Origin of the sequence: Nocardioides sp. LHG3406-4, assembly GCF_049897745.1 — a bacterium.
GTDB lineage: Bacteria > Actinomycetota > Actinomycetes > Propionibacteriales > Nocardioidaceae > Nocardioides.
Map to the genome: position 1 here is coordinate 486,561 of NZ_JAFCWV010000004.1, position 14,771 is coordinate 501,331.

Here is a 14,771-nt window from a genome sequence, read left to right on the forward strand (position 1 = left end):
CATGACGCTCAAGCTGCACCACCTGCGCCCGGCACCGGGCGCCAAGACCGCCAAGACCCGGGTGGGCCGCGGTGAGGGCTCCAAGGGCAAGACGGCCGGCCGCGGCACCAAGGGCACCAAGGCCCGCTACCAGGTCCCGGTCGCCTTCGAGGGTGGCCAGATGCCCCTCCACATGCGGCTCCCGAAGCTCAAGGGCTTCCGGAACCCGTTCAAGGTGGAGTTCCAGGTCGTCAACCTCGACCGGCTCGGCGAGCTCTTCCCCGAGGGTGGCGAGGTCACCGTCGACGAGCTCATCGCTCGGGGCGCGGTCCGCAAGGGCCACCCGGTCAAGGTGCTCGGCCAGGGTGAGATCTCCGTTGCGGTCCAGGTGACCGCCAACGCGTTCTCGGGCTCTGCCAAGGACAAGATCGAGGCCGCCGGCGGCACCGCCACGGTCGCCTGAGGCGTCTTCAGCCTGCGTGAGTACGGGGCTCGTCCAGCCGTGTGATCGCGGCAGGTCGGGCCCCGTACTGCATGTCTGAGGGTGCGGGCCTGCCTGTTAGGCTTCCCCGGGCCCCAACGCCACCTCGTCGTCGACGAGTCTCGGCGATGGACCCACCGATGGTCGAGCTCGGAGAGACCACGGACCCCATGAGAAAGAGGATCCAGTGCTAGGCGCGTTCGCCAACGCTTTCCGCACGCCGGACCTGCGGCGCAAGCTGCTGTTCGTCCTGCTGATCATCACGGTCTTCCGGCTCGGCTCCCAGGTGCCCACGCCGGGAGTCCACGTCGCCAACGTGCAGTCGTGCCTGAGCGACGTCGAGGACTCCGGGCTCTACAGCCTGGTCAATCTGTTCTCCGGCGGTGCGCTGCTCCAGCTCACGATCTTCGCGCTGGGCATCATGCCCTACATCACCGCCAGCATCATCCTGCAGCTGCTCGTCGTGGTGATCCCACGGCTCGAAGCGCTGAAGAAGGAGGGCCAGGCGGGCCAGACGAAGATCACCCAGTACACCCGCTACCTGACCCTCGGCCTCGCGCTCCTCCAGGCGACCGGGATCGTGGCGCTCGCGCGCTCCGGAAACCTGCTCCAGGGGTGCAACGAGGACCTGCTGCACAGCAACAGCACGGGCACCTTCCTGATCATGGTCATCACCATGACCGCCGGCACCGCCGTCATCATGTGGCTCGGTGAGCTCGTCACCGACCGCGGCATCGGCAACGGCATGTCGATCCTCATCTTCACTCAGGTCGTCGCGACCTTCCCGGCCTCGCTGTGGAACGTCCAGCAGACGCAGGGCTGGTGGGTGTTCGGCGTGGTCATGGCCATCGGCCTGGTCATCATCGCGGGCGTCATCTTCATCGAGCAGGCCCAGCGTCGGATCCCGGTGCAGTACGCCCGGCGGATGGTCGGCCGCAAGATGTTCGGCGGCAGCTCGACCTACATCCCGCTCAAGGTCAACCAGGCCGGCATCATCCCGGTCATCTTCGCCTCCTCGCTGCTGTACCTGCCCGCGATGGCCGTGCAGTTCAACCAGAACACCACCAACCCGGTGCTCACCTGGGTCAACAACTACCTCGTGGGTGGCGACCACCCCCTTTACATGGCGGTCTACTTCGCCCTGATCATCTTCTTCACCTACTTCTACGTGTCGATCACCTTCAACCCGCAAGAGGTGGCCGACAACATGAAGAAGTACGGCGGCTTCATCCCCGGCATCCGTGCGGGCAAGCCGACCGAGGACTACCTGTCCTACGTTCTGTCCAGGATCACCCTCCCGGGCGCGCTCTACCTCGGTCTGATCTCCCTGATCCCGCTGATCGCCTTCGCGCTGATCAACGCCGATCAGAACTTCCCCTTCGGCGGCACCTCCATCCTGATCATGGTGGGCGTCGCACTGGACACGGTGAAGCAGATCGAGAGTCAGCTCCAGCAGCGCAACTACGAAGGGTTCCTGCGCTAAATGCGACTCATCATCATGGGGCCGCCGGGAGCCGGGAAGGGCACCCAGGCCAAGTTCATCGCCGAGCACTTCGGCATCCCGGCCATCTCCACGGGCGACATCTTCCGCGCCAACGTCACTGCGGGGACTCCCCTCGGCGTCGAGGCGAAGCGCTACATGGACGCCGGCGAGTACGTCCCCGACGAGGTCACCAACCTGATGGTGCGCGACCGGATCGACGAGCCGGACGCCGAGCCCGGGTTCCTCCTCGACGGCTACCCGCGCACGCTCGCCCAGGTGGAGGAGCTCGACGGGATGATCGCCTTCACCGGCCACGCGCTCGACGCGGTCGTGGTGCTCACCGTCGACCAGGACGAGATCGTCCAGCGACTGGTCCAGCGGGCCGAGCTCGAGGGGCGCGCCGACGACACGGAGGAGGTCATCCGCCGTCGGCAGGAGCTCTACACCGAGCAGACCGAGCCCCTCGTCGAGGTCTACCGGCAGCGCGGCCTGCTCCTCGAGCTCGACGGCACCGGCGAGGTCGAAGAGGTCACCCAGCGCATCTTCGAGGCGCTGGACGTCGTACCCCAGAGCTGAGCGACATGGGCTTCCGCGACCGCGGCATCGAGATCAAGACATCCCAGCAGATCGACGGCATGCGCCGCGCAGGTCTGGTGGTGGGCCGCACCCTGGAGCTGCTGCGCTCCTCGGTGCGGGTGGGCATCACCACGGGTGAGCTCGACGCCATCGCCGAGGACGCCATCCGCTCGGCCGGTGCGACCCCGTCGTTCCTGGGCTACCACGGCTTCAGCGGCTCCATCTGCGCGTCGGTCAACGACGAGGTCGTCCACGGCATCCCGGGCGGCCGCGCGCTGTCCGAGGGCGACGTGATCTCGCTCGACTGCGGTGCCATCGTCGACGGCTGGCACGGCGACGCCGCCATCACCCTGGCGGTCGGGGAGGTGCCCGCCGACGTGACCGAGCTGATGCGGGTCACCGAGGAGTCGATGTGGCGCGGCATCGCCGCCGCCCGGCTCGGCGGACACGTCACCGACATCTCCCACGCGATCGAGCAGTACGTGCGGGGCGCCGGCAGGTTCGGGATCCTCGAGGACTACGTCGGGCACGGCATCGGCTCGCAGATGCACCAGCCTCCCAACGTGCCCAACTACGGCCGGGCCGGCCGGGGACCGCGGCTCGTCGAGGGCCTGGCCCTGGCCGTCGAGCCGATGATCACCCTCGGCACCCACGACACCGAGGTCCTCGAAGACGACTGGACCGTGGTCACCACCGACGGCTCGTGGGCCGCCCACTTCGAGAACACCTTCACGCTGACTCCTCGAGGCGCCTGGGTGCTCACCGCCCTCGACGGCGGCGAGGAGAAGCTGGCCGAGCTCGGCGTCCCCTTCGGCGGGCGCTGACCGGTCCGCCGCGGCGGGCCGGATTGGCTCGCCCCGCCCGGCTCGTGAGAGCATGGGGGCATCAGGAGGGGAGTATTCCCGTCGCGATGGTGTCGTCAGTACGGCGCGGGCCGAGAGGTCCGCTCCCGGTGCCATCGGCTCTCACGCAGCAGCGTGACCGAGCGGAAGAGACCTCCGGAGCATGCACCGGCCCGCGGATCCCGTGTGGCCGGAACTGTCCACTCCGGAGGAGAATGCCCACGTGAATGCTGTCCTCGGCGACTCGGTCGCCTCGCCCACCGTCTGGATAGTCACGCTGGTCGTGACCACGGGACTGCTGCTGATCGACCTCCTGGTCATCGCCCGGCGCCCGCACGAGCCCACCATGGCCGAGGTGAGCAGGCACCTCGCCTTCTTCATCGGGCTCGCAGTGGTCTTCGGCCTCGGGCTGTGGTTCTTCGCCGAGCCGCACGAGCTCTCGCCACACCCCGGGCCCGAGTTCTTCGCCGGCTGGCTGACGGAGTACTCCCTCTCCATCGACAACCTGTTCATCTTCATCATCATCATGAACAGCTTCGCGGTGCCCCGGAAGTACCAGCAGACAGCGCTGATGATCGGCATCGTGCTCGCACTCATCATGCGCGCCATCTTCATCGTGGTGGGCGCCGCCGCGATCAACGAGTTCAGCTGGGTGTTCTACATCTTCGGGCTGTTCCTCATGTACACGGCGTGGAAGCTCGCCAAGGAGGGCAGCGAGGACGAGGACGAGTACGAGGAGAACCGCCTCGTGCGGTTCGCCGAGAAGCACCTGCCTGCCACCAAGGAGTGGAACGGCACCAAGCTGGTCGTCAAGGAGAACGGCAAGCGCTTGATCACGCCGATGTTCCTCGTCGTGCTGACGCTGGGCACCACCGACCTGCTCTTCGCTCTCGACTCGATCCCGGCGATCTACGGCCTCACCCGCGACCCCTACCTGGTCTTCACCGCCAACATCTTCGCGCTGATGGGTCTGCGCCAGCTCTACTTCCTCATCGGCGGACTGCTGCAGCGGCTGATCTACCTGTCCTACGGACTGGCCGTCCTGCTCGGCTTCATCGGCGTCAAGCTGATCCTGCACGCGATGCACGAGAACGAGCTGCCGTTCATCAACGGCGGTGAGCCCATCTCGTGGGCGCCCGACATCCCGATCTGGCTCTCCCTGCTCGTCATCGTCGGCACCCTCGCGGTCACCGCGGTGCTCAGCCTGTGGGTATCCAGCCGCATGTCCGACAGCGAGCAGGACGCGGTCACCGGGCCGCGCCGCGACTGGGAGGACGGCTGAGCCGACCTCGCCGCCTGAGGCCCGGACCGCCAGCGGTACTGGGTCTCAGGCGCAGGCCTGGGCCACCGGGGAGTCGTCGCCGTCGCGCTGTAGTCGCACCTCGACGCAGACCTGCTTGTCCGCCCGGATCAGCGCAGACTGCTTGGTGGTACGCCGGAAGGCGTCCGTGTCGAGGCGCTGCAGCAACCACTGGTCACCCGGCTTGGCGTCCTGGGCGGTCCAGCGGAACCGCACCCCCCGCGGAGTCCGGTCGGCGGACAGGGTCGGGGGCTGGTCGACGGCGCTGGGGATGAGGTCGATGGGCGTGCTGGGCGCGCTCGGGCCCGGGTCGGGCTCGTCGGAGCCTCCGCCGCCCTTGAGCAGCAGCCCGCCGACGATCGCGACCAGCACCAGGGCGGCCACGACCGCCCAGACGACACCGCTGCGCGACGGTGCGTCGTCGGGGTCCGGGGGAGTGGGGGCCACGGTGCGCGGCCCGGACGCGGAGATGACGGTGACGGCCTTCATTACCGTGTGGTCGTCGTCGGTCTCGGGTTTCGGCTTGGCCACCGCGGCGTCGGCGCGGTCTCCCTCGACTGCCACGGCCGTGCGCGGGAACCCGGCGTCGGCCTCGATGCGCTGCAGCGAGCGCGCCAGTTCGAGGGCGCTCTGGGGCCGGTGCGCGGGGTTCTTGGCCAGGCACTGCTGGAGCAGGCGGTCGAGCGCCGGAGGCACGTCGGGGCGCTGCGTCGCCGGCGGGGCAGCATGCAGGATCCGCGCCGAGAGCGCCCGCGTGGAGTTGTCGCCGTTGGGGATCGAGAAGGGCGACCGGCCGACCAACAGGTGCCAGATGGTCGCGCCCAGGGAGTAGACGTCGGAGTGCACCGACCCGTTGGAGCGTCCGTCGAGCATCTCCGGCGGCGACCACGGGTAGGAGATCCGGACGTCGCTCTCGCCGGCGACGTCGTGGATGTGGCCCGCGATCCCGAAGTCGGTCAGCGCGGGCTCGTGATAGGTGGTCACCAGCACGTTGCTGGGCTTGATGTCGCGGTGCAGGATGCCGGAGCGGTGGGCGGTCTCGATGGCGCTCGAGAGCTTGATGCCGGTGCTGATCGCGTCGATGGGTGCCATCGGGTTGGAGCGCACCCGCACCCCGAGGTCCGGCGGTGGGCAGTAGCGCATCACCAGGAACGGCCGGCCCGAGTCGTGGGTGATGCCGGCCGTGATGACCGAGACGATGTAGGGATGGTCGGCCAGCCGGGCCATCGCGTTCGCCTCGGCCGCGAAGAGTCCCTTCTCGCGCTCGTCGAGGGGTACGTCGGGGCGCACGACCTTGACGGCGACCCGCTGTCGGGGCCAGTCCTGCTCGTAGAGGAACACATCGGCGAAGCCACCGCTGCCCAGGTGCTCGACGAAGGTGAACCCCGGGATGACGGGCGCGCTCACAGGGCCACCTCCGGACCGGCCTCGTAGCGGACCTCGTAGACGTCGGCGAGGTCGAGGGCGTGGCCGGGCTCCAGGACGTAGGACTCGTTCGCGACCATCTTCTCGGGCGGGCGGCCGGGAACCTTCCAGGTCGTGCCGCCCCGGGAGCCGAGGTCGCGGGCGATGACCAGCCAGCCGTTGATCTCGATCTGGACGTGCATCCGGGAGACGTAGGTGTGCTCGGGGGACAGGTGCACCAGGTGCGGCCAGTCGCCGGTGCCCGGGATCGGCGCGGGACGGCGGCCCAGGATGACGCCGCGATCGAGGGGCACGACCTCGCCGGTCGGCAGGCGCAGCCCGCCCAGCGTCGGTCGGGAGACGCGCTGGGCCGCCTGGGGCGCGACCTGCTTGCGACAGATCCGGCACAGTGGTGCGTCGGGCTGGGTGAGGTGGCCGTCGGGACACCAGACGGCCTGCACCGTCTCGCCCGTCGTGGACACGAGGTGCTCGGGTCCGCTGGACCGGAACACGGTCGAGCCGTCGTGGTCGTGCTCCTCGACGGGGGCGCCGGGCAGGCGCTTGCCGGTCACCGCACCGGTCGAGCCGACCGGCTCGCCGCCGTCGAGGGGCGTGGAGCCGCCGGTGGGGGGCGTGTCGGCGTACGGCGTGCTGTCGGTGACCTCCGCCGCAGGCCCGTCGACGCGCTCGTTGACGAACGGGTCGGGCTCGCTGGTGTCGCGCGGCCCCGAGTCGGAGACGCTGGCTGCTCGGAGATGCCGCGCCCGGGGCTTCGGGGGGCCGTCGGGGCCGCGCGCCTCGAGGATCGCCTGCGGGATGCCGTCGATCATGCCCTCGGTGCTGGTCTCGGCCTCGGCCGCCGGGGTCCCGGTGGCGGGCCCGGTGACGGATGGCGAGAGGGGACGGATCTCGGCGCGCTGCGCGGCCACGACACCGCCGACGAGACGGCGCAGCCCGCCTCCAGGCGTCTCGTCGACGAGGGAGATGAGCCGGGCCGGACCCTCGACGCGCACCCGGCCGCTGCCGAGCGAGACGGTCTGTCCGGTGCCGGGGGTGAGGTCGATGAGCACGAGCCCGGGCGGCTCACCGCCGAAAGCGGCCTCGACGATGTCGAGCACCTTCTCGGCGGCGCGCGGCCCATCGCCGAGAGCTGACCACAGTCGCTCGACGACCTCCTCGTCGCCGGGATCGGTGATGAGCAGCCAGTGTTCGCCGGCCCCGAGGAGCACGCCGCTGCCCGCGGCGTACCGGGTCTCCACGACCACCCTGCCCCCTTCTCCGACCGGAACGAGCCAAAAGCCCTCCGACATTGTGCCCGTCCCCCGACAATAGTGTGACCGATCCGCCGGACGGCCGGGCATCCGCGCGCGAACTTGTTCGACGTCCGTGGACTGCCTACGCTCAGCCGGAGAGTTGTGAGGATTCAGGGGGTAGCAGGTGCGCCTGCGGGGGTTCATGAGGCGTCATCGCGCTGCCATCGCGACCAACGCTGCCCTGGCGCTGGCCGCTGGAGCGATCGTGGTGTACGCCGTCTCCGCCGAGGGCTACCGCTCGCACCGCACCGACCTCAATGACGGCGGCATCTGGGTCACCACCTCCGAACGCGGCTACTTCGGTCGGGTCAACAAGCCCATCGGTCAGCTCGACGGGGCCATCTTCGCCGAGGAGGACACCGACCTCGACATCGTGCAGGACGGTGCCGGCGTCGTCGGGCTCAACCTGCGCGAGGGCCGCGCCTACGCCATCGACCCGGCCGGCCTGACCCTCACCGAAGGCGCCACCGCGGAGATCCCGTCGGGCGGGCAGGTGCTGATGCGCGGCGGCACGCTGGCCAACCTCGACCCGGCCAGCGGCGAGGTCTGGGCGGTGCGCTTCGACCCGCAGAACGGCAAGCCCCTCGTGGGGGGCATCGATCCCTCGGCCGATCCCGTGGCGACCGCCGGCAAGGGGGCCGCGATGGCGCTCACGGAGTCGGGAACCATCGTGGTGACCTCGGTCGACAAGGGCACGCTGACGACGATCCGGCCCTCGGGCGTGGGCTACGCCAAGCCGACCAGGAAGCCTCTGCCTGACGCAGCAGGCAGCCCGACGGCCATGACGACGGTCGGCGAGAAGGCGGTCACCCTCGACGCGGAGTCCGGCCAGCTCGCCGTCATCGGCGGCGGCGCGACCACCCTGCCCGACACGGGCGTCCTCCAACAGTCCGGACCTGCCGCCGACGCCGTACTCGTCGGCACGCCCGGCGGCCTGCTCTCGGTCGACCTCGCGCGCGGCGAGACCAGCACCGTCGTCGAGGGGCAGAGCGGCCAGCCCGCCGCCCCGGTCCGGCTCGGCGCGTGTGAGTACGGCGCCTGGTCGGGAGGCCTCGGCTCCGTGGCCGTCTCCTGTGACGACGGCGAGGTCACGCCGCAGAGCCTCGGCGGCCAGGCGAGCAACCTCGTCTTCCGCGTCAACCGCGGCGAGATCCTGCTCAACGACCGGAGCACCGGCTCCATCTGGGACATCGACACCGACAAGCCCCTCAAGATCGACAACTGGCAGGCGTTCACCAACACCAAGAAGGTCAAGGACAAGGACAAGGACGACGACAACCAGAACAACGCCGACAAGCGTCCGCCGCAGGCCAAGCCCGACGACTTCGGCGTCCGGCCGGGCCGCACCAGCGTCCTGCACCCTCTCGACAACGACTCGGCCCCGGACGGGCGGCTGCTGGCGATCCGCGGCGTCGACAAGCCCAGCATGCCGGGCTCCAGCGTCACGATCAGCCCCGACGGGCAGACACTCCAGCTGACCGTTCCCGACCAGGCCAAGGGCTCCACGTCCTTCGAGTACTACGTCGACGACGGGCGCAGCACCAGTGCCCACGCCACCGTGAGCGTCGCCGTGCGAGGGCCGAGCGACAACGGCCAGCCGACCCTGCGCGAGGGCTACGAGTCGGAGCCGTGGCTGGTGCCGGCAGGCGGCTCGCTCGAGGTGCCCGTCCTCTCCGACTGGCGGGACAACCAGGACTCCGACCCGCTGGTCCTCGACTCCGCGACGGTGGTCGGCTCGGGCCGGACCGCGGCCACCGCCCGCACCACGTCCACCGGACGAGTGCGGTTCCAGGCGCCGCCCGAGGGCGGCAACGTCCGGGTCGAGTACGCCGTCACGGACGGCCTCGGCCCGGTGTCGACCAAGGCCCTCAACTTCGCCGTGCAGGACAAGTTCGACACGACGGCGGTCGCGCCGAAGGCCAATCCCGACGTCGTCAGCGGGGAGGTGGGCAAGCCGATCACCATCGCGCCGCTGGCCAACGACATGCCGGGTGCCGACCCGACGACCCCCAACGCCGACCTGTCGATCGGGGGCGAGCTCCCCGACCAGGCCGGGGCGCGCATCCGGACCGACCTGAACGCCGGGACGATCCGGTTCGTCTCCGACAAGGCCGGCACCTACTTCCTCGACTACGACGCCGCCTACGGCAACGCCCCGACGTCACCGGGCAAGGTCCGGGTCGACGTGCGGGCGGCACCCAAGAACACGCTGGACCCGGTGGCCATGCCCGACACGCTCACCGTCTACGGGCAGGCGGCGGGCACGGTCGACGTGCTGGCCAACGACGTCGACCCGGCGGGCGGCATCCTGGTCGTCCAGAACGGCAACGCCGTCACCGCGAACCAGCTCGACGTCTCGGTCATCGAGGGGCGCTGGCTGCGCATCGCCCCACGGCAGGGACAGCTGCAGCCCAACCCCCAGGTCGTCAGGTACACCGTCAGCAACGGCAGCGGCACCGCCCGCGGCGAGGTCACGGTCAGCCAGCGGCCCGAGCCCAAGGACAACACACCCGTCACGGCGACGGACCGGGTCACCGTGCGCGCCGGCTCGGCCGTGCTCGCGCCGGTCCTCGACAACGACTACAGCCCGTCGGGCGACCAGCTCGTCCTGGCCGACGACGCCACGGAGGTCGCCTCCGGCGAGCTGCGCGTCCGGGCGCCCATCGACGTGAAGGGCGACCTCGGGCGGGCCTTCATCGCCGGCCGGATGGTCCGCTACATCGCCCCGCCCGACATCAAGGAGCGCGACAGCTTCGACGTGCCGTACGTCGCCGAGAACTCCGCGGGTGAGACGGCTCCCGGCCGGCTCACCGTCGTGGTCGTCCCCGCCAAGTCCCCCAACACGGCACCGGAGCCCCCGGTCCTCGAGGGCCGGGTCGTCTCCGGCGACACGATCAAGCTGAAGGTGCCGGGCTCCGGCGTCGACCCCGACGGCGACCCGGTCACGATCACCGGGATCGCCTCCGCGCCCAGGCTCGGCCGCGTCGTCTCGTTCGGCGCGAACTCCCTCGAGTTCCAGGCCTACCCGCGGGGCGTCGGCTCCGAGGAGTTCACCTACACCGTGGTCGACACCCACGGGGCCGAGGCGACCGGCACGGCGCGGGTGGCGGTGGTGCCGGTGGGCACCCCGCAGCCGCCCGTCGCCGTGCCCGACCACATCACCGTCGAGCCCGGCCGCACGGCCCACGTCGACGTGATCGCCAACGACCAGATCGGGTCGACCGAGCGCATCAAGGTCGAGCTGGTGGACCCACCCCCGGGGGTGAAGCTCGAGTCCGACATCGGCCCCATCGCCATCAAGGCCCCCGACAAGGTCACCGACGACGTGGTCGAGGTCGTCTACCGCCTCGACAACGGGCTGGCGACGTCCGCGAGCACGGCGACGCTGACGCCGATCGAGGACTACAACAACCCGCCCGTCGTCTACGACGCCTACGGCCGAACCACCGACAGCGACGAGGTCACCGTCGACGTGCTGGCCGGACCGAACGAGCTGAGCGGGGCCTACGACCCGGACGGCCCGGCAGGCGACCTCCGCCTCGCGGAGGTGTTCGCCGACCCGTCCGTGGCGTCCTTCCAGGGGTCCGAGGTCACGGTGACCCGCGGGCGCGAGCCCCGGGTCATCCCCTTCCGGATCGAGGACGCCGACGGCGGCTCGGCGACCGCCTCGGTCTACGTGCCCCCCACCGGTACCAGCCGGCCCTACGTCCGGGACGGTGAGCCGATCAAGATCAGCTCGGGCAAGTCCCGCCGGGTCAAGCTCGAGGACTACGTCGTCAACCCGTCGGGTGCGCCGCTGGAGATCACCGGACGCGACCGCGTCTGGGCGTCGCCGCCGGTCGCGCTGGAGGCGCGGATGAACGGCGACTACGCCGTCGACCTGACGGCGCGCGGAGACTACGCCGGCCCCGGCGCGGTGCTGGTCGAGGTCGCCCCCACCACCGGCGACGACGCACGGCCCACCATCGTCTCCATCCCGGTCCAGATCGGCACCGACCGGCCCGAGCTGGACTGCCCCGACGTCGCGGTGCCGGTCAGCCAGGTCGATGACATCGAGATCGACGTCGCCTCGGTCTGCAACGTCTGGACCCAGGATCCCGCGGACGTCGCCGGCCTCACCTACGACGCCGCGTGGGAGAGCCCGATCACCGGCGTGACCCTGTCGGGGTCGGGCACGGACACGCTCCAGGTCGCCGCGAGCGGCAGTGCTCGGTCCGGCGACGAAGGGGTCATCTCGGTCACCGCGGGCAGCAGCGAGCCGGACCAGCTGCGGGTGCTGGTCGTGCAGGCTCCGCCGCCGTCCCTCCTGCCGAGCAAGGTCCCCGACCTCAAGCCCGGGACGTCGCGCACCATCGACCTCGGTCCGCGGTTCACGCCCGGGGTGGCCAACCCCGAGCCACACATCCTCGATGTGACCCGCACCGGTGGCGACGCTGTGCGGGCCACGGCGGACGGTTCCCGCGTCACCCTCAGCGCACCCGAGGGGTTGACGGGTCATGCGGAGTTCCAGGTCCGGATGAGCGACGTCTCAGACTCGGATCCGGCCTCCGACCGGGTGGCCCAGAGCACCATCTCCGTCGACGTCCTGGACACCCCCTCCACGCCGGGAGCACCGGTGCTGATCGGCAACGTCGAGAGCAAGCGCATCGGCCTGTCGTGGGCGCCGTCGGAGGCCAACGGGTCGCCCATCGACTACTACCTCGTCAAGGAGATCCGGACGGGGCAGACCCAGCGCTTCCGCACGAACTCCGGCTCCTTCAAGGTCCCGGAGAACGGCAGGAACTACAACTTCGTCGTCGCGGCGCACAACCGGGTCGGGCTCTCCCCGTACAGCGAGCGCTCGGTGACGGCGGTGGCGACGACCAAGCCGGGCCGCGTCCCCTCCATCCGGCAGGTCAGCCGCGGACCGAACTCCATGCGCATCCAGTGGGGTGCCGCCAACCCGTCCGGCTCCGCGATCCAGAGCTACACCGTGAGTGCGCAGGGGCTGCCGACGCAGGTCGTCCCCGGGACCGTGACCGGGCTCGACCTCGCCGACCTCGACAACAACCGCACCTACACGTTCCGGATCTACTCCCGCAACAAGGCCGGTCTCTCCGACATCCGGGAGTCGGAGCCCTTCCAGTCGCTCGGCACCCCATTGAGCCCGACGTCCGTCCGCGCGACCGACCAGCAGCTGGCGCGCGACACCACGACGGTGCGCATCGACTGGGCGGCCACCCTGCCCGAGGGCCCCGGCCCGACGACGTACACCGTGTTCGCGAGAGTGGGCGAGGGCGCACCGGCGGCGGTCCCGGGCTGCGTGCGGACCCAGGAGATCGCGTGCCTGCACCGGGGCGTGCCCTACGACGGCAGCGTCGTGAACTACACCGTCGTCGCGTACAACGCACCGGGCAACTCCTCGGCCCCCAGCGCACCGGCGCGGTTCGAGGCGATCGGCAAGCCCGCCGCCTGGGGCGCGTGGAGCTGGCAGCCGACCGGTCAGGACAACACCGCGTCCATCACCTACACCGTGCCGGACGCACGGGGTGCCCAGAGCAACGTCTACCTCCTGATCAACGGAGTGGCGCGGCCGCAGAACACCTTCAACAACGTCTACGGCGTGCGCACGCACACGTTCCAGGTCGACAGCAACGAGACCGACTACGCCGTCTCGCTCCGGCTGTGCAACGAGAACGCCGCGCGCGGCGGCTGCACCGACAGCGACGTGCAGCGCGTGCAGACCTACGGCCCGCTCACGGGCAAGATCACGAGCCTCACCCAGAACGTCGGGCTCAACTCGGTCAGCTGGACGGTGACCGGCTCCACCAACGGCAGCGCCGCCAAGCTGGGGGTCGCCTACAACGACGGTCCCGAGCAGATCTTCGACTTCAACCAGCTGGGCTCGTTCACCTGGTCGTCCGGGGAGAACGTCATCGGCTTCGGCGCTACGCAGAAGATCCAGGTCCGGCTCTTCGACGCCGACACCCCGGGTCGGGGCCAGGAGATCAGGTCCGATGTAGCGAAGACGGACAAAATGCCTGAGGGAAGAGTCACCATCCGCAAGCACGACCCCTGCCAGGACGACGGCACCGGCAACCCCTGCCAGGTCCAGGGCGGCGACCCGGCGTGCACCTGGTCGAACTGCGCCCGGGTGAAGCTCCAGATCAGCGGCTTCATCGGCAACGTCGACTGCACCCTGTACACCTACGGCAACAGCGGGTCCGTCCGCGGCGGCGGGCCGTGGGACGCCGTCATCTCGGGTGGCGACGGCGACAACTACTACTCCCAGTACGCAGGCGGCCCCTTCTCCCTTACTGACCCACTCACGGTGGGCGTCCATTGTGAGAACCCCCTCGGCCAGTCAGACGACGACGAAACGACGTGGTAGCCCCTGCGGCCACGGCTCCACGCGCACCAGACCTGAAACCGGAAGGAACCCCATGACCATCTCGCCCGAGCAGGCCGACTGGTTCAAGAAGACGTTCGACCAGCTGACCGACAACATGGAGAAGGCCGTCCTCGGCAAGCGCCACGTCGTCCGCCTCGCGCTCACCTGCCTGCTCTCCGAGGGTCACATCCTGCTCGAGGACTTCCCCGGCACCGGCAAGACGATGCTGGCCCGCGCGCTGGCCAACACCGTCCAGGGCAGCCACGCGCGCATCCAGTTCACCCCCGACCTGCTGCCCTCCGACGTCACCGGCGTGACGGTCTACGACCAGCACAAGGGCACGTTCGAGTTCCACCCCGGCCCGATCTTCCACACGATCGTGCTCGCCGACGAGATCAACCGGGCCTCGCCGAAGACCCAGTCGGCGCTGCTGGAGGTCATGGAGGAGGGCCGGGTCACCGTCGACGGCGTGGCGCACCCCGTCGGCCGCCCGTTCCTGGTCATCGCGACCCAGAACCCGATCGAGCAGGCCGGCACCTACCGGCTCCCCGAGGCCCAGCTCGACCGGTTCCTGATGAAGGCGTCGATGGGCTACCCCGACCGGGCCGCCACCATCGAGCTGCTCGTCAACGCGGCGGTCCGGGACCGCGCGTCCCTGGTCACGCCCGTGATCACCGCCCAGACCATCGCCCAGATGAGCGGGCTGGCCGACCAGGTCTACGTCGACCCGGCGGTCATCGGGTACGTCGCCGAGCTGGCCGAGGAGTCGCGCCGCCAGCCGCACGTGAAGCTCGGCCTTTCGCCGCGAGGCGGACTGGCCCTCGTGCGGGTGGCCAAGACGTGGGCCGCCGCCGACGGCCGCGACCACGTCGTGCCCGATGACATCAAGGAGCTCGCGGAGCCGGTGCTGTGCCATCGCGTGCTGCTCGACGCCGAGGCACAGTTCAGCGGCGTCACCGTGGAGACCGTGATCGGGCGCCTCCTGGACTCCGTCTCCCCGCCGACCGACCGGGTGGCCTGAGC

Annotated in this window: 9 protein-coding genes; 7 read left to right on the forward strand and 2 right to left on the reverse strand. The window is 70.2% G+C overall.

Features of this window, described 5'->3' with window-relative positions:
* Position 1: 1 nt before the first annotated feature.
* The 5 genes from rplO to ACP7BP_RS16675 all read left to right on the forward strand — a co-directional run bounded on the left by rplO (position 2) and on the right by ACP7BP_RS16675 (position 4,643).
* On the forward strand, positions 2-442 hold the full coding sequence (rplO, locus tag ACP7BP_RS16655) for a 50S ribosomal protein L15 (protein ID WP_426246180.1): 441 nt from the start codon (positions 2-4) through the stop codon (positions 440-442).
* Between the two features lie 205 nt (positions 443-647).
* Positions 648-1,943 (forward strand): preprotein translocase subunit SecY, encoded by a 1,296-nt coding sequence (gene secY / locus ACP7BP_RS16660; RefSeq protein ID WP_426246182.1) that lies wholly within the window; start codon positions 648-650, stop codon positions 1,941-1,943.
* Positions 1,944-2,519 carry an adenylate kinase gene (locus tag ACP7BP_RS16665; protein WP_426246184.1) on the forward strand — a complete coding sequence of 192 codons (576 nt, stop codon included), beginning with the start codon at positions 1,944-1,946 and terminating at the stop codon, positions 2,517-2,519.
* 5 nt (positions 2,520-2,524) lie between these two features.
* Positions 2,525-3,343 carry a type I methionyl aminopeptidase gene (map, locus tag ACP7BP_RS16670; RefSeq protein WP_426246185.1) on the forward strand — a complete coding sequence of 273 codons (819 nt, stop codon included), beginning with the start codon at positions 2,525-2,527 and terminating at the stop codon, positions 3,341-3,343.
* Between the two features lie 241 nt (positions 3,344-3,584).
* On the forward strand, positions 3,585-4,643 hold the full coding sequence (locus tag ACP7BP_RS16675; protein WP_426246187.1) for a TerC family protein: 1,059 nt from the start codon (positions 3,585-3,587) through the stop codon (positions 4,641-4,643).
* Positions 4,644-4,688: 45 nt separating this feature from the next.
* On the opposite strand, the gene ACP7BP_RS16680 is transcribed toward ACP7BP_RS16675, so the two are convergent.
* The gene (locus ACP7BP_RS16680; protein WP_426246188.1) at positions 4,689-6,068 is read right to left on the reverse strand and encodes a serine/threonine protein kinase; all 1,380 of its coding nucleotides are present in this window, start codon (positions 6,066-6,068) and stop codon (positions 4,689-4,691) included.
* Entirely contained in the window at positions 6,065-7,330 is a 1,266-nt protein-coding gene (locus ACP7BP_RS16685) for a hypothetical protein (RefSeq protein ID WP_426246190.1), read from the reverse strand. Before ACP7BP_RS16685 ends, ACP7BP_RS16680 begins: the two co-directional genes overlap by 4 nt.
* Before the next feature lie 190 nt (positions 7,331-7,520).
* Between ACP7BP_RS16685 and ACP7BP_RS16690 the strand changes: the two genes are divergently transcribed.
* Positions 7,521-13,748 (forward strand): Ig-like domain-containing protein, encoded by a 6,228-nt coding sequence (locus tag ACP7BP_RS16690; protein ID WP_426246191.1) that lies wholly within the window; start codon positions 7,521-7,523, stop codon positions 13,746-13,748.
* A gap of 52 nt (positions 13,749-13,800) precedes the next feature.
* A complete protein-coding gene (locus tag ACP7BP_RS16695; RefSeq protein WP_426246193.1) occupies positions 13,801-14,769 on the forward strand; it encodes an AAA family ATPase in 969 nt (322 codons plus the stop codon).
* Positions 14,770-14,771: the final 2 nt, after the last annotated feature.

What these genes read in the sequence shown, in the direction of transcription:
- ACP7BP_RS16695 (WP_426246193.1), top strand. Translation starts at nt 13,801, where the DNA reads ATGACCATCTCGCCCGAGCAGGCCGACTGGTTCAAGAAGACGTTCGAC.
- ACP7BP_RS16665 (WP_426246184.1), top strand. Translation starts at nt 1,944, where the DNA reads ATGCGACTCATCATCATGGGGCCGCCGGGAGCCGGGAAGGGCACCCAG.
- rplO (WP_426246180.1), top strand. Translation starts at nt 2, where the DNA reads ATGACGCTCAAGCTGCACCACCTGCGCCCGGCACCGGGCGCCAAGACC.
- map (WP_426246185.1), top strand. Translation starts at nt 2,525, where the DNA reads ATGGGCTTCCGCGACCGCGGCATCGAGATCAAGACATCCCAGCAGATC.
- ACP7BP_RS16690 (WP_426246191.1), top strand. Translation starts at nt 7,521, where the DNA reads ATGAGGCGTCATCGCGCTGCCATCGCGACCAACGCTGCCCTGGCGCTG.